General features: G+C 42.2%; 19 protein-coding genes and 4 tRNA genes. 21 read left to right on the top strand and 2 right to left on the bottom strand.

The features are described 5' to 3' along the window. Nucleotides 1–15: 15 nt before the first annotated feature. Nucleotides 16–564 (bottom strand): NUDIX hydrolase, encoded by a 549-nt coding sequence (locus MMO42_RS12970; protein WP_005291927.1) that lies wholly within the window; start codon nt 562–564, stop codon nt 16–18. Nucleotides 565–686: 122 nt separating this feature from the next. Between MMO42_RS12970 and MMO42_RS12965 the strand changes: the two genes are divergently transcribed. The 7 genes from MMO42_RS12965 to fghA all read left to right on the top strand — a co-directional run bounded on the left by MMO42_RS12965 (nt 687) and on the right by fghA (nt 6,772). Beyond that, nucleotides 687–1,301 (top strand): CoA pyrophosphatase, encoded by a 615-nt coding sequence (locus tag MMO42_RS12965; RefSeq protein ID WP_241320806.1) that lies wholly within the window; start codon nt 687–689, stop codon nt 1,299–1,301. 25 nt (nt 1,302–1,326) lie between these two features. Continuing rightward, nucleotides 1,327–1,854: a gamma carbonic anhydrase family protein gene (locus MMO42_RS12960; RefSeq protein ID WP_241320826.1), complete on the top strand. Its 528-nt coding sequence runs from the start codon at nt 1,327–1,329 to the stop codon at nt 1,852–1,854. A 132-nt stretch (nt 1,855–1,986) separates the two neighbouring features. Next, the gene (gene tsaB / locus MMO42_RS12955) at nt 1,987–2,670 is read left to right on the top strand and encodes a tRNA (adenosine(37)-N6)-threonylcarbamoyltransferase complex dimerization subunit type 1 TsaB (protein ID WP_241320805.1); all 684 of its coding nucleotides are present in this window, start codon (nt 1,987–1,989) and stop codon (nt 2,668–2,670) included. An 8-nt stretch (nt 2,671–2,678) separates the two neighbouring features. After that, on the top strand, nt 2,679–3,500 hold the full coding sequence (locus tag MMO42_RS12950) for an undecaprenyl-diphosphate phosphatase (protein WP_241320804.1): 822 nt from the start codon (nt 2,679–2,681) through the stop codon (nt 3,498–3,500). Next, a complete protein-coding gene (locus MMO42_RS12945; RefSeq protein ID WP_241320803.1) occupies nt 3,500–4,309 on the top strand; it encodes a class I SAM-dependent methyltransferase in 810 nt (269 codons plus the stop codon). Before MMO42_RS12950 ends, MMO42_RS12945 begins: the two co-directional genes overlap by 1 nt. Before the next feature lie 203 nt (nt 4,310–4,512). Then, on the top strand, nt 4,513–5,958 hold the full coding sequence (locus MMO42_RS12940; RefSeq protein ID WP_241320802.1) for a C13 family peptidase: 1,446 nt from the start codon (nt 4,513–4,515) through the stop codon (nt 5,956–5,958). Further along, nucleotides 5,927–6,772: an S-formylglutathione hydrolase gene (gene fghA, locus MMO42_RS12935; protein ID WP_241320801.1), complete on the top strand. Its 846-nt coding sequence runs from the start codon at nt 5,927–5,929 to the stop codon at nt 6,770–6,772. The genes MMO42_RS12940 and fghA overlap by 32 nt, the downstream gene beginning before the upstream one ends. A 25-nt stretch (nt 6,773–6,797) precedes the next feature. Here the strand turns inward: fghA and MMO42_RS12930 are convergent, their stop codons facing one another. Then, on the bottom strand, nt 6,798–7,076 hold the full coding sequence (locus tag MMO42_RS12930; protein WP_005291941.1) for a DUF2218 domain-containing protein: 279 nt from the start codon (nt 7,074–7,076) through the stop codon (nt 6,798–6,800). Between the two features lie 180 nt (nt 7,077–7,256). Here MMO42_RS12930 and rpe point away from each other — a divergent pair, with 180 nt between their 5' ends. The 14 genes from rpe (at nt 7,257) to MMO42_RS12860 (ending at nt 17,074) form a co-directional block, all read left to right on the top strand. Next, entirely contained in the window at nt 7,257–7,943 is a 687-nt protein-coding gene (gene rpe, locus MMO42_RS12925) for a ribulose-phosphate 3-epimerase (RefSeq protein ID WP_241320800.1), read from the top strand. Nucleotides 7,944–8,311: 368 nt separating this feature from the next. Then, a complete protein-coding gene (locus MMO42_RS12920; RefSeq protein WP_005291945.1) occupies nt 8,312–8,731 on the top strand; it encodes a hypothetical protein in 420 nt (139 codons plus the stop codon). Between the two features lie 76 nt (nt 8,732–8,807). Beyond that, nucleotides 8,808–10,748: a multicopper oxidase domain-containing protein gene (locus tag MMO42_RS12915; RefSeq protein ID WP_241320799.1), complete on the top strand. Its 1,941-nt coding sequence runs from the start codon at nt 8,808–8,810 to the stop codon at nt 10,746–10,748. Next, a complete protein-coding gene (locus tag MMO42_RS12910) occupies nt 10,735–11,631 on the top strand; it encodes a copper resistance protein B (protein ID WP_005291955.1) in 897 nt (298 codons plus the stop codon). The genes MMO42_RS12915 and MMO42_RS12910 overlap by 14 nt, the downstream gene beginning before the upstream one ends. Nucleotides 11,632–11,713: 82 nt before the next feature. Continuing rightward, nucleotides 11,714–12,214, top strand: coding sequence for a cobalt transporter (locus tag MMO42_RS12905; RefSeq protein ID WP_241320798.1), 501 nt, complete (start codon nt 11,714–11,716; stop codon nt 12,212–12,214). Nucleotide 12,215: 1 nt separating this feature from the next. Next, a complete protein-coding gene (locus tag MMO42_RS12900; RefSeq protein ID WP_241320797.1) occupies nt 12,216–12,764 on the top strand; it encodes a hypothetical protein in 549 nt (182 codons plus the stop codon). 163 nt (nt 12,765–12,927) lie between these two features. Further along, nucleotides 12,928–13,245 (top strand): multidrug efflux SMR transporter, encoded by a 318-nt coding sequence (locus MMO42_RS12895; RefSeq protein ID WP_005291962.1) that lies wholly within the window; start codon nt 12,928–12,930, stop codon nt 13,243–13,245. A 17-nt stretch (nt 13,246–13,262) separates the two neighbouring features. Beyond that, nucleotides 13,263–13,751 (top strand): methylated-DNA--[protein]-cysteine S-methyltransferase, encoded by a 489-nt coding sequence (locus MMO42_RS12890; protein WP_241320796.1) that lies wholly within the window; start codon nt 13,263–13,265, stop codon nt 13,749–13,751. Nucleotides 13,752–14,098: 347 nt separating this feature from the next. Next, a complete protein-coding gene (gene argJ, locus MMO42_RS12885) occupies nt 14,099–15,319 on the top strand; it encodes a bifunctional glutamate N-acetyltransferase/amino-acid acetyltransferase ArgJ (RefSeq protein ID WP_241320795.1) in 1,221 nt (406 codons plus the stop codon). 143 nt (nt 15,320–15,462) lie between these two features. Further along, nucleotides 15,463–16,527 carry a quinolinate synthase NadA gene (gene nadA, locus MMO42_RS12880; protein ID WP_005291967.1) on the top strand — a complete coding sequence of 355 codons (1,065 nt, stop codon included), beginning with the start codon at nt 15,463–15,465 and terminating at the stop codon, nt 16,525–16,527. A 133-nt stretch (nt 16,528–16,660) separates the two neighbouring features. Beyond that, a tRNA-Pro gene (locus tag MMO42_RS12875) sits at nt 16,661–16,737 on the top strand. A gap of 68 nt (nt 16,738–16,805) precedes the next feature. Continuing rightward, nucleotides 16,806–16,882: transfer RNA gene (locus MMO42_RS12870), tRNA-Arg, on the top strand. A gap of 35 nt (nt 16,883–16,917) precedes the next feature. Beyond that, nucleotides 16,918–16,993 (top strand) — tRNA-His (locus tag MMO42_RS12865). Between the two features lie 4 nt (nt 16,994–16,997). After that, a tRNA-Pro gene (locus MMO42_RS12860) sits at nt 16,998–17,074 on the top strand. Nucleotides 17,075–17,227: the final 153 nt, after the last annotated feature.

Genomic DNA, 17,227 nt, shown 5'->3' with positions numbered 1-17,227 from the left:
TGCGGTCTTTTTTATTTAACCCGTGTGGTCAAGTCGGGTGCCCAAAGTTTCTAAATGTGTTGGGAATAATCCACTTTTACGATCAGCAAAATAATGTCTCAGCGTTTGTTCTACACTTGGAAAAGCCAGTTCTGTCCAAGGAATTTCATGTTCTTCAAACAAACGGCATTCAATACTTTCTTCGCCAGCACCAAATAAACCTTGTTTTAATTGTGCTTTGAATAAGACATAAATTTGTCCAATACGTGGGATATTGTACATACAGTAGAGTTGTTCAATCTCAACTTCAGCTTCGGCTTCTTCGCGGGTTTCTCTTGCGGCACCTTGCTCCATGGTTTCAAACAACTCCATGTAGCCAGCAGGTAACGTCCACAAACCATAACGAGGTTCGATTGCGCGACGACACAGCAAAACTTTATCGTCCCACAGTGCCAATGCACCACAAATGACCTTGGGGTTTTCATAGTGAATGTTGCCACAGTGAGTGCAGACAAGTCGTGATTTGTGATCACCTATTGGAATTTTTGCTTCAGTTTGATGTCCACACGCAACGCAAAAGCTCATAATTATCATCAGCCGTAGAGATAGCTCAGCATAACTGAATTTTGATGACTTCGCATCATGATCTATGATTGCACTGAAAATTTCAGCTATGATGTTGATTAAGGAACAAGAGAAAAAAAGAGATGAGTCATATGGAAGAACCATCGTTAATAGAGCTTTTACAACAACGGTTGCGTTTTTCCAAACGAATCCAGCAGGCGGATGCTGCTGTATTGATTGCAATTACCGAAGAGATCCAACCAAAAGTGTTACTGACACGCCGTTCGATGCAATTGTCCCAACATGCTGGAGAAGTGTCTTTTCCTGGTGGAAAACGCGATCCAAGTGATACTAGTAATATTGTAGTCGCTTTGCGTGAAGCCCAGGAAGAAACAGCACTCAATCCATTTGATGTCAAACTTCTGGGGGACTTACCGATACAACGTGCACGGAGTGGTTTATCTGTCAAACCGATTGTTGGACTAATCCCCGCCCAAGTTGATTTAATTGCCCAACCTACCGAAATTGATCGAATTTTTTTTGCCCCATTACAAGAACTGATGGATGCACCACCTTTGCCTTATGAGGTTCGCTTGGCCCGACAGTCGCTTTATTTTCCAAGTATGCAGGTGGAAAGTGAAATTGTGTGGGGTCTTACGGCTCGTATGCTGATTTCTTTATTTCAATACGGTTTGGGCTATCAAAAAAATTGGCCATTCTTGGTCAATCCACCTCATTTTGGTTTATCTAAGTTCTAATCTTTTTTAAGAGTTATTTATCATGATGTATACCTATCAGGGATTGAGCCCAAAAGCTTTACATGAACCTTGGGATGGCTGGGTTGCTCCAACAGCAACCGTGATTGGTCAAGCAGAATTGGGTCGTCAGGTCAGTATTTGGTTTGGCGCTGTGGTTCGTGCGGATAATTGCGTGATACGAATTGGTAATTTTTCGAATATTCAGGAAAATGCAGTACTGCATACCGATGCTGGGATTGAATTGAATATTGGTGAATATGTCACGATTGGACATAAAGTGATGCTGCATGGTTGTAGCATTGGCGATAACTCATTAATTGGAATGAATGCCGTTATTTTGAACAATGCGGTGATTGGCAAGAATTGCATTATTGGTGCAAATGCATTGATTCCTGAAGGAAAAGTTATTCCTGACAATTCTGTGGTGATGGGATCACCCGGTAAAGTGGTCAAAACACTAGATGAGCAGGGTGCTGCGCGGTTGCGTTTAAGTGCCTTACATTATGCAGAACATTATAAAAACTTTTTGGAGCTGAAAGAATTTAGCTTTTAATGAATTGTCTTTAAGTCGAATGATCAGCTTTAGCAAGTTTTTAGATCAATAAAAAGCCAATAACTCGCCTATAGTGTTTGAGTGGAGTATGATAGCCCACGTTTTTTATCTCTTTTTCGTTAAGGTTTTTGCATGAAGTTGCTTGCATTGGAAACTGCAAATGAGCAGTGTTCGGTTTCATTAATTGATGATACTCAAGAGTTGTATTTTCAGTTGGATGAGCGGCCTAAAGCACAAACTCAAACGATTCTGCCTTTAACTGAACAAGCTTTATCGCAAACAAAAACTCAATTGGCAGATTTAACTGCAATTGCATTTAGTCGTGGACCGGGTTCATTTAGCGGTGTTCGTATCAATGCGGCGGTTGCACAGGCACTTGCATGGTCTCAAGACTTACCCGTGATTCCAGTTTCCAGTTTACAGGCATTGGCACAAGCTGCTTATCGTTTAACTGGCTTGCCGCAAGTTTCGGCAGTACTCGATGCACGTATGCAAGAGGTTTATATTGCCAATTTTAGTTTGGATGAGCAGGGCATTATGCAGGCGATGGATGACGAAAAATTATTAAATTATGAGCAAGCAGCTGCATATTGTAAATTTACCGCAATTGGTTCGGGTTCAGAATTAATTAAGCCTAGTCAAATAGACTCAGCCGAGGCTTCCAGTGCAACGATTATGGCAACTGCGCAGGATATTGCGATAATTGCCAGAGTATATGCGGCACAGCAAAAATGGGTGGATGCGGAACAGGCTTTACCTGTGTACTTACGTGACGATGCATGGAAAAAAATTCCAGAACAAGGTAAGGCGAATTAAGGTTAATTATGGATCTTTTATTGCTATTTAAAGCAGCGATCATGGGCTTGGTAGAGGGGATTACCGAGTTTCTACCAATCTCAAGTACAGGGCATCTTATTTTAACGGGTCAATTATTGGATTTTTGGACTGTTGAAAAAAGAGATATGTTTGCCGTAGCCGTACAAATTGGTGCGATTGCAGCGGTCATTTATGAATATTGGGGCAAACTGTGGGGGGCACTGATTGGTGCGCTGACAGGGCAGGAACAAGGCCGCCGTCTCAGTCTGAACCTGATTATCGCTTCTATTCCCATTGTGATTATTGGTTTGACCTTTGGTGATGTGGTTAAAGCTTATCTATTTAATGCTATTACCGTCGCGATCGCTTTAATTGTAGGTGGTTTTATTATTTTATGGGCAGAGCGTCGGCCCCATCAGATTGTGACTCAAGATGTTGATGATCTGAGTTTTAAGCAAGCTACTTTAATTGGCCTGATTCAGTGTTTGGCGTTAATCCCTGGAACATCTCGTTCAGGCTCTACCATTATTGGATCTTTGTTTTTAGGCGTATCACGTAAAGCTGCGGCGGAGTTTTCCTTCTTTTTAGGTATTCCTGTGCTGATGGGGGCAGGTTTACTGGATATGTACAAGATGCGCCATGAGTTGCATAGCAATGATATGGCTGTGTTGGCTGTGGGAATTATTGTTGCATTTGTTTCAGCTTTGGTTGTGATTCGTGCCTTGATTCGTTATGTGTCGAAGCATGATTTCACTGCATTTGCGTACTATCGTATTGTATTTGGCTTATTTATCTTGGCAACCTGGTGGACAGGTTGGGTGCATTGGTAATGCAAATGCGATGTTGGTATCCAGCGGAATGTGAACAGCAGTTTCAGCGCTTGCAAACACGTTTGGCTGAATTGAATGTACAGCTTACAGGGCAATTGGTAGAAAAGATCAATGCCCGTTTTCTGCGTTTAAATCCAGAAATGGCATTGGTTTTGGATGAAGATGGTCTTAGTCTCGCTGCCAATGGAATGAAAATGCAGCCAGATTGGCGCGCTGAAATTCCTCGTTTAAAAAGAGCCAGTTTAAAATCTGAAATGATTGCCAGAGCCTGCCAACTAGGTGAGAAACCGAGCCTGATTGATGCGACTGCGGGTTTGGGCCATGACAGTTTACTCATGGCCTACCTTGGGGCTGATGTGCGTCTTGTAGAACGTCATCCCATTCTGTTTGTATTATTGGAATACAGCAAAGCCCAAGCTGAGCAAGATCCTTTCCTACAAGCATTTATGCAGCGGATTCAGTTGATCTTTGCCGATTCAAATGCGTATTTACAGCAATTGAGTCAACATGGTGAGCAGATCGATGTGGTGTATTTGGATCCAATGTTCCCACAGCGTGATCAGAATCAGCAGGCGATAAAGAAACAGGCGCAAGTCAAAAAGCAAATGCAGTTATTACATATGCTGTTACCTGAAGATGGGGAAATGGATTTAGGTGATCAGTTACTGCATTTGGCTCAACAGATTGCCAAGCGTGTGATCGTAAAACGGCCTAGACATGCAGTTTATCTGGCAGATCAAACGCCTGATCATCAATGGTTAGGTGATGCATGCCGTTTTGATGCATATTTTCCAAAAGGTAAAATTTAAATCAGAATGCATTGATTGTTTGGCTTGCGTCAATGCTCAGTAAAGATTTGTGATATAGTGCAAAAGCATGATTGCTAAAAAATTCTTGTCGAGCTTACACTACAGTCACGCATCGCGTCTTTTAGGAAAAGTACTGCACATTCAACTATTAGAATGGCATATTTTCAGTTTAGGCTTGAAAAGAGAAACTCCCGAAGAATTTTATGATAGACCTTAAACCTTCCATTAATATCTGGCATGATTTTAAAAGTAACCAAATTGCTGGAATGTGGTTGTTCCTGGGGTCGCGTCGTTCCTTACAGGTTGTGCACCCTTCAATTACCCAGCTCATTATTTGGGGAATTCTCGGAGGTTGTACCAACTCGCTGTATAGTTGGTTAGTTTCAGGGCAAGTGGGAGAATTTAATTCCCAAGGCTTGATTGGTTACGCACTCTGGCCTTTTATTGCTCTAATTGTGGGTATTTTCCTGTCGCAACGCATGAACCAGCCGCGTTTGATGTTGGTGCCTGCATTGCTGTGGCTTGTACTTGATACCAATATTTTGCTTTTGCAATGCATCATTCAATATCTTGGCTCAAACGGCTATCTCAATTTTATTCCAGACAGTATCTATAACGGTTTTTTACCACCATTATTTGTTGGGTTATTTGTTTGGCAAAGTCTGGCTGTGATTTGGGTATTTTCTCGCGCTTTGAACTGGCCGTGGTGGGAACGTGCCTTGGTTTTTGTAGCAACCATTGCCACCATGGTGGTTTGGCAACTTTCAGTTAAAGATCAGCCGATCTGGAAAGTGGAACAAACCCCGCCAAGTTTTGCCGAAGATGCATTCTATGCACAAAGTCATTTGTTGGATAAAGCACTCGATCAAATTCAATACGGCGATATTGCCAAAAGCCATTGGTATTTTATGGGCGTGGCAGGCGATAGCTATGTGGACGTATTTAAATCCGAAATTGAACGTATAAGAGAACAGTTTGATACGCGGTTTGGAACCTTTGGTCGTTCTATTATGCTGATTAATAATCCAGCGACGCGTTTAGAAGTACCAATTGCTTCAAAGACCAGCATGGAGTTGGCTTTACGCCGTATTGGTCAGCAAATGAATCGTGACAGTGATGTGCTGTTTCTGTATATGACTTCACATGGTGAACGTAATCATTTTGAAATTGAAAATGCGCCCTTGAATTTAGATCAAGTTGATCCAAAATGGTTAAGAGAAACACTGGATAAATCGGGGATTCGTTGGCGTGTAATCGTGATTTCAGCCTGTTATTCAGGTAGTTTTATTCCAGCATTACAATCACCTGATACCTTAATTATTACTGCATCTGCGGCGGATAAAACATCGTTTGGCTGTAACAATGAAGCGGACTATACTTATTTTGGTCGAGCATTCTTTGATTTGGCAATGCGCGAACAATATTCAATGAAAAAAGCGTTTGAGCAGGCCAAACAAACCGTGACTAAGTGGGAAGTGGCGCAAGGTGTTGAGCCTTCTGAACCACAATGGTCAATGGGGCGCAATATGGAACTCATGCTGCCGCAACTTGAGCCGTATCTGTTCCCAGCACAGAATATGGCAACCACAGACATTACAAAAACACAGGATGATGAACATGCAGCTACTGCAAAAAAATCGTTGTTTTGAGGGTGAGCAACGGATTTATCAGCTTGAATCTCAACATCTGAAAGGGAATAGTAAAGTTGGCGTATACCTGCCACCTGCGGCCTTGGAAGGAAAAGCATGTTCAGCGTTGTTCTATCTTGCAGGATTAACGTGTACTGAAGATACCTTCGCCATTAAAGCACATGCACAACGAATGGCAGCTCGGTTAAGTCTGATTCTGATTACGCCAGATACTTCTCCACGTGGTGAGGGTGTAGCGCAGGGAGATCATTGGGATATTGGGCAAGGCGCAGGTTTTTATATCAATGCGACCCAGCAGCCTTGGGCTGAACATTACCAAATGGAATCTTATTTGGTCGATGAACTGTATGCGCATGTTTTACAAGAGTTCCCGATCATCGAAAGCCAAGTCGGTATCTTTGGGCATTCGATGGGTGGGCATGGTGCTTTGACCTTGGCATTTAAATATCCTGAACAATTTAAGTCGGTTTCTGCTTTTGCTCCGATTTGTGCACCGAGTATCTGTCCTTGGGGAGAAAAGGCATTCAGCCAATATTTAGGTACTGAGCAGCAACAATGGTTAGCGCATGATGCCACAGTATTGGTTCAACAAAAGGGTCGAATTTTCGATGAAATTTTGATTGATCAAGGTGTTGATGATCAGTTTTATGATCAATTAAATCCTGAAAAATTTAAGCAAGCCTGTTTGGATGCAGGTCAACATCTGACCTTGCGTTTACATAAGGGCTATGATCACGGTTATTACTTTATTCAAAGTTTTATTGATGATCACTTACAATTCCATGCCATTCAACTGGAAAAAGTTGCAGGATAAAAAAGAAGCTCATATGAGCTTCTTTTTAATGGTGCTGCCATTCAACAATAAATTCTTGTTGTGCCATACGATTTAAATGGTCAATCACCACTTGTTCTAAATGAGTGGTATTTTCTTGCTGATTTTCAATAAGTACATCTAAATGCTGTTCATACGGAGTAAGAGTCACCGTTGCAGTTGGCATGAAAATTTTTGAATGCTGCTCAGTCTCTGATACTTCAAATTTATGCTTCCAGTGATTAACTAAACGTTTACTAATACGTTTTCCTTCATTTGTTGTGATTTGAGTAGTGCTATTCGTCATTCAAGGTCATCCTCTTGTTCCAGCATTTAACATAGCAAAGCCTGCAATAGATAAAAATAGTCTAGATGCAACGTGGTGTTGCAAGTTTGCAATGCCGTAATAATGACTTTGTAACAGACTTAGATGGTCTAAGTTTGTTATAATCAACACATTATTTTCTCAGAGTTTGCCAGGTCGTCCATGTCCAAGCCTTATTTAATTGCGCCTTCGATTTTATCTGCTGATTTTGCACGTTTAGGTGAAGATGTAGAAAAAGTTTTAGCTGCGGGTGCAGACGTTGTGCATTTTGATGTAATGGATAACCACTATGTACCGAATCTAACCTTTGGTGCTGGTATCTGTAAGGCGCTGAAAAACTATGGCATCAAAGCCCCGATTGATGTGCATCTCATGGTTTCACCAGTCGATCGTATGATTGGTGATTTCTTGGAAGCCGGTGCAGACATTATTACCTTCCATCCTGAAGCAACAGATCATATTGATCGTTCTTTGCAGTTAATCAAGTCTGGCGGTGCGAAAGCAGGTTTGGTTTTCAATCCAGCAACACCGTTGCATCATCTTGACTATGTTTTAGATAAAGTGGATCAAATTTTATTGATGAGCGTTAACCCTGGTTTTGGTGGGCAGAAATTTATTCCTATGACTTTGGAAAAGCTTCGTCAGGCACGTAAAATTATTGATGCGAGTAGCCGTGACATCCGTTTAGAAGTTGATGGTGGGGTAGGTCCAGCCAATATTCGTGAAATTGCGGAAGCTGGTGCCGATATGTTTGTTGCCGGCTCAGCAATTTTTGGTCAACCTGACTATAAAACGGTGATTGACCAAATGCGTGCAGAGTTGGCAAAAGTTGGTGCAACAGAAGTTTAGTGCTTTCATCCTATTTTTCACATAAGTCTGTGGATAACTTTGTTTATAACTGGGTGGATAACCGTGTTGATAAGCAGGTGGATAAGATGTTGTTAAAATAAACAAAATGATTTCAGTTGTTTATATTCACAACAAATTGGTGAAAAAAGGACAAATTTTTGTCCTTTTTTTGTGCATTAACTTATTCATTTTGCTTTATTTTTGCTCGTGATTGTTGAAGAGTCGATTTGCTTGATAAAACAACAGTTTCGAGTGAGGTTAAGATGAAATTATCGAAATTCAAATGCAAAGAGGATTGTGCATAAGCATAAAAGAAATTATGCTAAGCACACTCAATTCATTTTTGATTATTGAAACAAGGAACATAAGTGCAACTCCGCAAGCAATACAAACATCTGTGGTTTGTATTCCTGATGATATTTTTCATCGGGGGAAGCAGTGTGGCCGTTGCAGCAGTTCAAACCCTTCAATCTGATCAAACGACTTCTACAACAATTCAAGCGATGTCTTGTCATGACCAGCAAATGATGGATCAACATCATCAAATGCCACATGCCCATTCGGGTAATTTTGTGAAATGTCATGAAGGAATGATGCAAGATAATGTGCATTGTCAGGACTGCAATAGTTCTTCGCATTGCCAAACAGTAAATTTTGCGTTAGACCAACAGACACCAAGTTTATCTTCTTCGCCATTTCTAGAGCTCAGTACGCATATTAATACGGACTATCAGGCTCGACATCTTGCTGGCTATTGGCAAGAGATTCTACGCCCTCCTAGAACCTGATCTGTCTTTACAAGCCGTTTTTCTACATCTCAGAGAAATGCGCACTTTGAAAAGTTAACAGATTAGGAAAAATATCATGTCCTCAAAAATATATGCTGGTGTCATTGCTAGCTTAAGCCTATTGTTTGCACCCTATAGTTTGGCTGCAATTAAAGAATATCACCTGAATATTAACCAAGGCACGGTGAATGTGACAGGAAAGCCAGTTAAACGCATCACGGTCAACGGCAAATTTATTGCCCCACTGTTAGAGTTTGAAGAAGGTGATGAAGCGGTTATTCATGTGCATAACCAGTTGAAAGATCAAGATACCTCTCTGCATTGGCATGGCTTGCTGCTACCTGGTTTGATGGATGGCGTGCCTGGTTTTAATGGTTTTAAAGGCATTAAACCGAATGGTAGTTTTGAATATCGTTTCAAAGTTCGTCAAAACGGCACCTATTGGTATCACGCACATAGCAAAGGACAAGAACAAGACGGTTTATATGGTCCCTTGGTGATTTATCCGAAAGGCAAACAACCTGTCGCGGCACATGAAAAGGCTGAGCGTGATTATGTGGTGATGTTGTCAGATTTCCATGAAACGGAAAGTGACAAGATCATGGCTAATCTGAAGAAGTCTGCTGAGCATTATCAGGATCAACGTGAAACAGTTGGCGATGTGTGGAGACAGGTGAAGCAGCAAGGCTTAAAAGCAACCTGGCAAGACCGTTCGATGTGGAATCAGATGCGAATGGCAAAAACCGATTTAGCTGATGTCACGGGTTACACCTATTTAGTCAATGGCCAGACACCACAGCAGAATTGGACGGGCGCTTTTAATGCAGGTGAGAAGGTTCGTTTGCGTTTTATCAATGCGTCAGCAATGTCTTTCTTTGATGTACGCATTCCAAACTTAAAAATGACTGTCGTCAGTGCAGATGGTCAGCCAGTGAAACCTGTTCCTGTGGATGAGTTTCGTATTGGCACAGCAGAAACTTATGATGTGTTGGTGGAACCTAAGCAGGCACATTATCAAATTGAAGCTGAATCAATCGACCGTTCTGGTTTTGCAATTGCTTCATTGCACAATAGCATGACACCGAATACGCAAAAGGTTCAGATTCCTAAAGCACGCCCACGTGCATTATTGACGATGGAAGATATGGGCATGGATCATAGTTCGCATGGTCAGATGGATATGAGCAAGATGGATCATGGTTCAGATCAGTCAATGAATATGGCCAATATGGATCATAGTCAGCATCAGATGCCTCAAGGTAAAGCACCAGTTGCACCGATGCAAAAAGCAGCGATGGATCATAGTTCACATGGAAAAATGGACATGTCGAAAATGGATCATAGTTCGGATGGGCAGATGAACATGTCGGGTATGGACCATAGTGCACACGGTCAGATGGATATGTCAGCTTCAGCAACGCCGTCAGATCATAGCCAACACCAGATGGCGGCATCTTCTGAAAAAGCAACTTCAGATACCGTTCAGGGATGGGCCAACGCAGCAACGCCAGCAGGCAAAAAAGCTTTAAGTTATGCCGATTTGCAATCCTTACAGCCACAACCTGAGCGCTATACTCGCCCAGCAGAGCGTGAAGTGGTGATTCGTTTGGGTGGAACCATGGAGCGTTATATTTGGACGATTGATGGTAAGAAATTTAGTGATCCAGACTTTAAGCCTTTAACCGTGCGTTATGGTGAACGTATCCGTCTCAAATTCGTCAATGACAGTATGATGGCGCATCCAATGCATTTACATGGCATGTTTATGCAGCTGGAAAATGGTCAGGCACCACAGGACATGCCAAATAAACATACTTTGATCGTTCCACCTGGCAAGACGGTCACTGCATTATTGACTGCCGATGAAATTGGCGAATGGGCGATACATTGCCATTTGTTGTATCACATGAGCGCGGGCATGATGAGTAAGCTGATTGTCGCAAATGTAGATGATTCAAAAGCACCCAAACAAACACCTGTTCAATCATCTCAAGGAGCGAGCCATGCACATCACTAAGCAATCTTCTAAGATGAAACGCTATACACAATTATTGGCGATTGGTGGCATGGTTTCTTCTTTAAGTGCATTCACTTATGCACACGAAGGGCATGATCAGACCATGCCAATGAATATGCCAGCTCAGTCCAGTATGTCGATGAATGCCGCTATGGACCATTCGCAACATCAAAGTCCAACTGTTTCATCGCAGATGCAAAATAAAGATGAACATGCTGACCATTACAAAGAGCATGGTGGACAGATCTATCAGGCGACGCAGCTAGATACACAATGGTTGTTGGACGAAGATGGACAAGGCACACTCAAATCCAAATTGAAAACTTGGGTTGGAACCGATGAGAACAAGTTATTTATCATCGCAGATTATGCCAAGGCCGAATCGGAAAAATCTGAACAGAGTCTTGCGGCACTTTATAGCCGTAATATTGCTGACTTCTGGGATGTACAGGCAGGTGTAAATTACCGTTATAACGCTGAGCGTGAGTTAGATAAGGAACAATTTGAAGGGGTTGTCGGTTTACATGGCATGGCACCTTATTTCTTTGAAACAGATGCACATGTTTATTTCGGGCAAGATCAGCAATGGCGTTTTGTTTTGGAAACTGAAAGGGATTTATTACTCACACAAAAGTTGATCATGCAGCCTTATCTGGAAATGGAGTGGGTCATTCGAGATGAATCGAAGTATGCCGCCAAAACAGGTCTTGCCGATGCAGAAGTGGGGATTAAAACGCGCTATGAAATCGTCAAGAATCGAGTCATGCCTTTTATAGATGTTGGTTATGGCTATAGTAAAGGACGCAAAGAGACCAATTGGCAAACTGCCAGTGACTCCAAAACGGGGTGGGTCTATGGTGCAGGTCTTTCGCTAAAGTTCTGATATTTTGTTTAAAATGTCATTTTTTCGAGATACTGTTGGTTTATACTAACAGTATCTTTTTTGAGTCATTCATGGTGCATAAATGGCTTTAGAACAACAACACAACCCAATAACAGATAAAACAAATTCGCACGCCCATCTGAAAGAAAAAATGCAGAGATCATCATTATCGCAACTTGAACTGATTCCTGCTGATGGCAGCATGCATGTAAGTTTTTATTATATTCCACATATGAGCAGCCCTGTAGAAGCGCAGCGTGTTAGAAAAGCCTTACTCCCTTTCTCAGACTTATTGATTGAACACTGTATTGATTTAGAGGCGCGACATTTGGCGCTCTATCATCAAGATCCAGTTTCCGAGGTTACGGCAGCATTACAGCGTTTGAATCTTGGTGCGGAATTACAGCAAACCATGCTGCATTATGAACCTTTGGAACTTGCAACAGCGAAACAAGAAGCATCTCAAAATAAATATCAGCAGCAGAATGAAAATATATTCAGCTTGATTCAACAGTTTTTTTCAGCTGCTTTAGCGCGATTTAGGCAATGGATAAAAGCCGTACAAAATAAACAGGATAAGTAACATGCCAAGATGGATGTATGGCTTGCTGGTGATTGCAGTAGGGTGGTTGCTGTGGACTAAAATGATTAAGCCAGCACCAGACATTGCCCAGCTAACCACGCAGCAGGGAGTGCAGGTGGTGGCACTGGAAAACTATGAAGGCTCATTTCGAGTGCTTTCGAGAGAAGACTATAACTTAGGGCGTGAAGCTGAATTTTCGCCTATGGATATTGCGGTCGGTTGGGGAGAAATGGCCAACCCTCAGATTTACAAGCAGATTGATATTTCTCAAAGTAACCGATGGTATCATTGGTCTATCGACCATGAGCCACCGATCCTGCTTCGACAGATTGCAACGCAGAGTGCCAATATGCATCTCGTTCCTGCAAACACAACAATTGCAGCGCAAATGAAGAAAATTAAAACAGATGATCTCGTCTATTTAAAAGGCACTTTGATTGAGATTCAGGCCAAAGATGGTTGGCGTTGGAAAAGTTCTTTATCTCGAGAAGATACAGGCAATGGAGCCTGTGAGTTGATGCGAGTGGATCAGATTATTTGGCAGCAGTAGACTCAAATAAACAATTTCTTTTTTTAAAGCCGAGTCAATTTAGATACAGAACACATCACATTTTTTAAAATTCCACAGTACACTACTGCACTTAGGAGGACGACCTCCCTCGAAAGAATCACGTTGGGACGACCCGACATTCGATAAAGTTGAGCGTAATAAAATGGCATGGGCAATTTTAATTTTGGCAGGTATTTTTGAAGTTATTTGGGCATACTCAATGAAGTTGTCTGACGGATTTACCAAGTTAACGCCAAGTATCGTGACCATTGTTTTCATGATTTTAAGTGTGGTATTACTTTCGATATCGATGCGGACTTTACCACTTGGAACGGCATATACCATTTGGACTGGGATTGGGGCAATTGGATCATTTGTTGTTGGCATTTTGATCTTAAATGAACCGATGACGGCGATGCGAATGATTGCAGCCGTATTGATTGTTTCAGGTCTTGTATTGATGAAACTATCATCAAATTAATGGTTTAGGAGAGCGTGATGCAACTGGTATATATGTACATGGACTCCCCAGTGGGTGCATTAAAACTGGTTGCTCATGATCAGGCACTTGTCGCCGTGATGTGGGACAATGAAGACCATAAACGGGTACGACTCTCTGAATTAGTTGAAGATCGCCAGCATCCGATGCTGCATCAAGTTAAACAACAACTTGAACAATATTTTGCAGGACAACGTCAGCAATTCGATTTACCATTTGATTTTCAAGGCACTGCATTTCAGCAACAAGTCTGGCAAGCATTATTGACCATTCCTTATGGGGAAACGCGCAGTTATAAAGAGATAGCCGTTCAGTTGGGCAATGAAAAAGCCGTGCGTGCAGTTGGAGCTGCCAATGGTAAAAATCCGATTTCGATTATTGCACCGTGTCATCGGGTGATTGGTTCGAGTGGGGCATTAGTCGGCTTTGCAGGTGGTTTGGATAAGAAGCAGATTTTACTGAGTTTGGAACAAAGTAAATCTACTTAGTTCATGGATAAAAACTCGATTTTTCTGATTATTTAGCATAAGCTTTTAAGGCAAGGTTTGGTATATAAACCTTAGTAGATTTTTGATACGCGGAAACGTCACCCGCAACCTGCCCGATTTAAAGAAGATGCAAATATTGTATTGATGATTGAAATTAGATAGATGCAAGAAATGAACAGGTTTTGCGGGGGACAAATGGTTTTGCCTACTTTTCCCGAAAGAAAAGTAGGTCGAGCCGAAGGCTTACCCAGAAATGGGATGAAAGTCCAATAAGACTCCGATGAGATAAATCTCTTAATTAAATATCAAACTAATATCTTTAAAGCTTAATTAATGGAAGTTTAAAAATGGCTGTTGGTGACGTAACAATGCCACTTATGCATGTGGTGCAGGGTGTAAAAATTGGCTCAACTGAGGCGTATGTACGTTATCCAAATCGACGAGATCTAGTCATTTTTGAATTTGCAGAAGGCTCAAATGTTGCAGGGGTCTTTACACAAAGTGCTTTTGCTGCTGCACCAGTTCAATTGAGTAAAAAGCATTTGGCAGAGAACACACCACGTTATTTGATTATCAACACCGGTAATGCCAATGCTGCAACGGGCACCGTGGGTTATAAAAATGCAGAAAGTACCTGTGCCAAATTAGCAGAATTAGCGGGTGTGCAAGCCAATCAGATTTTACCTTTTTCAACCGGTGTGATTGGTGAACAATTGCCGATTGAACGTTTATTGCAAGGCATTCAACCCGCATTAAATGATTTAAATGCAGATCGTTGGGCGGATGCAGCATCAGGAATCATGACCACTGACACAACACCGAAAGGCGCTTCTGAACAGTTTGAGTTTGATGGTGTGACCTATACCATGACAGGCATCAGTAAAGGCGCAGGTATGATTCGCCCGAATATGGCGACCATGCTCAGTTTTGTGGCCACCGATGCACCGATTAGCCGTGAAATGGTACAACAGCTATTGAAAACCACGGTTGAGCATTCGTTTAACCGCATTACGATTGATGGTGATACATCAACCAACGATTCTTGTATCTTGGTGGCAACAGGCTTAGCGGGCGGCGTTGAAATCCAGAGCCAAGATGATATACGTTATCAGCAGGTGCTTGATGTCCTTGCTCGCATTATGAATCGTCTGGCGCAATTGATCGTGCGTGATGGTGAAGGTGCTACTAAATTCATTACTGTACAGGTTGAGGGTGGAGCAAATACGCAAGAATGTTGTGATGTTGCCTATAGTGTTGCTGAGTCACCGTTAATTAAAACGGCATTATTTGCTTCTGATCCAAATTGGGGGCGTATTGTCATGGCGATTGGTAAGGCGGGTGTACCAAAGCTAGACAGTAGCAAAGTTCAAGTTTGGTTGGGTGATGTACAAATTTGCTTGGATGGTGGTGCAAACCCAGACTATACCGAAGAAGCGGGTGCTGCGGTGATGGCTGAAAAAGAAATTACCATTCGTATTGACCTTGGTCGCGGTACAGCAAAAGACACGGTTTATACCTGTGATTTTTCTTACGACTATGTGAAAATTAATGCCGATTATCGCTCATAAATTTGCGTTATAATAAAGCCTCCACAGTGGGGCTTTTTTTATAAGCTGGTTTGTGGACGAGGTGATTTATCTCAAATGATCACCCCATTACCCACGTTAAAAGTTTGCAGTGATGCAAGCACGCAGGATAGAGAAGACGTTTTATGAATAATGCGAATTTAATTGCGAACGAAGCCAAAAATATTGTGCAGACGCATTTAGATCGTTTGGGTGAGCCTAAGGACAACAGTCTTAGCCCAGAAGTGAAACAAGAGAAGTTCGCCCAAATTGCAGCAGAGCTTAAAAAACGTAATGCTGTGCTTGTGGCGCATTATTACTGTGATCCTGAAGTGCAAGAGCTTGCTGAACTGACAGGCGGTTGTGTTTCTGATTCATTGGAAATGGCGCGTTTTGGTCGAGATCATCCTGCAACGACATTGGTGGTGGCTGGTGTGAAGTTTATGGGGGAGACCTCAAAAATCTTATCACCTGAAAAAACAGTATTGATGCCAACATTGGAAGCAACCTGTTCGCTTGACTTGGGTTGCCCAGTGGATGAGTTCAGTGCATTCTGCGATCAACATCCAGATCATACCGTAGTGGTGTATGCCAATACTTCTGCAGCGGTGAAAGCACGTGCTGATTGGGTGGTAACGTCAAGCTGTGCGGTGGAGATCATTGAGCACTTAGATAGCTTGGGTGAAAAAATTATTTGGGCACCAGATCAGCATTTAGGCCGTTATATTCAAAAGAAGACAGGCGCTGAAATGTTGTTGTGGGACGGAGCATGTATCGTTCATGAAGAGTTCCGTGCTCGCGGTATCGCACAGATGAAAGCACTTTATCCAGATGCAGCTGTATTAGTGCATCCTGAGTCACCTGAGTCGGTGGTGGATATTGCAGATGCTGTTGGTAGTACTTCACAATTGATTAAAGCAGCACAAACTTTACCGCATAAGCAAATGATCGTGGCAACGGATCGTGGCATTTTCTATAAAATGCAGCAAGCAGCCCCAGATAAAGAATTATTTGAAGCTCCTACTGCAGGTGAGGGGGCTACATGTCGTTCATGTGCACATTGTCCGTGGATGGCAATGAACGAACTTGATGGAATTTTGCATGTATTGCAACATGCCGATCAAGAAATACACGTTGACCCTGCACTGGCTGAACGAGCGAAATTACCTTTAGATCGAATGTTGAACTTTAGTGCCTCGCTAAAACGCTAAAGTGCTTGTTAAATATACATTTGATAAGGAAAAGTCATTTTTTTTAAAACTAGGTGTTGACGTGATGCAAGGTCAAGCCTAGAATGCACACCGTACCGCACGATGTGCGATACACTAAAAGCTGAAAAGAAATCGGAGCATAGCACAGCCTGGTAGTGCACCTGGTTTGGGACCAGGGGGTCGTAGGTTCGAATCCTACTGCTCCGACCATTTAAAATGTGTTGAAAAACATAGTTTTAAATATCGGCGAAGTATCGTGATAGTATTATCATCGTTATGCGCCTGTAGCTCAGTTGGATAGAGCATCCGCCTTCTAAGCGGATGGTCACAGGTTCGAATCCTGTCAGGCGCGCCATTTGGCAGCTTGGTATATAGAATCAAAGTTTGATGGTGGATGTAGCTCAGTTGGTAGAGCCCTGGATTGTGATTCCAGTTGTCGCGGGTTCGAATCCCGTCATTCACCCCAATTTCGGAGCATGGCGCAGTCTGGTAGCGCACCTGGTTTGGGACCAGGGGGTCGTAGGTTCGAATCCTACTGTTCCGACCATCATCTTAAAGATGAGATAAGAAACCGCTTAGTGAGCGGTTTTTTTTACGTCTGGATTTTTCATATTCAATCAATATGATATTTATAAAGCATTAGATTTATTATTTCAAAAATTATAAATGATGGAGGCAATATTTTTTCTATTGTATGTTT

Origin of the sequence: Acinetobacter sp. ANC 3882 (genome assembly GCF_022549545.1) — a bacterium.
Classification (GTDB): Bacteria; Pseudomonadota; Gammaproteobacteria; order Pseudomonadales; family Moraxellaceae; genus Acinetobacter.
Note: the sequence above shows the minus strand (reverse complement) of the source record. Positions and strands in the feature narration are given on the sequence as shown.

Bases quoted from the DNA above. Each gene is read 5' to 3' on its own strand.
- MMO42_RS12970 (WP_005291927.1), bottom strand. From the start codon at position 564: ATGAGCTTTTGCGTTGCGTGTGGACATCAAACTGAAGCAAAAATTCCA.
- MMO42_RS12965 (WP_241320806.1), top strand. From the start codon at position 687: ATGAGTCATATGGAAGAACCATCGTTAATAGAGCTTTTACAACAACGG.
- MMO42_RS12960 (WP_241320826.1), top strand. From the start codon at position 1,327: ATGTATACCTATCAGGGATTGAGCCCAAAAGCTTTACATGAACCTTGG.
- tsaB (WP_241320805.1), top strand. From the start codon at position 1,987: ATGAAGTTGCTTGCATTGGAAACTGCAAATGAGCAGTGTTCGGTTTCA.
- MMO42_RS12950 (WP_241320804.1), top strand. From the start codon at position 2,679: ATGGATCTTTTATTGCTATTTAAAGCAGCGATCATGGGCTTGGTAGAG.
- MMO42_RS12945 (WP_241320803.1), top strand. From the start codon at position 3,500: ATGCAAATGCGATGTTGGTATCCAGCGGAATGTGAACAGCAGTTTCAG.
- MMO42_RS12940 (WP_241320802.1), top strand. From the start codon at position 4,513: ATGATAGACCTTAAACCTTCCATTAATATCTGGCATGATTTTAAAAGT.
- fghA (WP_241320801.1), top strand. From the start codon at position 5,927: ATGCAGCTACTGCAAAAAAATCGTTGTTTTGAGGGTGAGCAACGGATT.
- MMO42_RS12930 (WP_005291941.1), bottom strand. From the start codon at position 7,076: ATGACGAATAGCACTACTCAAATCACAACAAATGAAGGAAAACGTATT.
- rpe (WP_241320800.1), top strand. From the start codon at position 7,257: ATGTCCAAGCCTTATTTAATTGCGCCTTCGATTTTATCTGCTGATTTT.
- MMO42_RS12915 (WP_241320799.1), top strand. From the start codon at position 8,808: ATGTCCTCAAAAATATATGCTGGTGTCATTGCTAGCTTAAGCCTATTG.
- MMO42_RS12910 (WP_005291955.1), top strand. From the start codon at position 10,735: ATGCACATCACTAAGCAATCTTCTAAGATGAAACGCTATACACAATTA.
- MMO42_RS12905 (WP_241320798.1), top strand. From the start codon at position 11,714: ATGGCTTTAGAACAACAACACAACCCAATAACAGATAAAACAAATTCG.
- MMO42_RS12900 (WP_241320797.1), top strand. From the start codon at position 12,216: ATGCCAAGATGGATGTATGGCTTGCTGGTGATTGCAGTAGGGTGGTTG.
- MMO42_RS12895 (WP_005291962.1), top strand. From the start codon at position 12,928: ATGGCATGGGCAATTTTAATTTTGGCAGGTATTTTTGAAGTTATTTGG.
- MMO42_RS12890 (WP_241320796.1), top strand. From the start codon at position 13,263: ATGCAACTGGTATATATGTACATGGACTCCCCAGTGGGTGCATTAAAA.
- argJ (WP_241320795.1), top strand. From the start codon at position 14,099: ATGGCTGTTGGTGACGTAACAATGCCACTTATGCATGTGGTGCAGGGT.
- nadA (WP_005291967.1), top strand. From the start codon at position 15,463: ATGAATAATGCGAATTTAATTGCGAACGAAGCCAAAAATATTGTGCAG.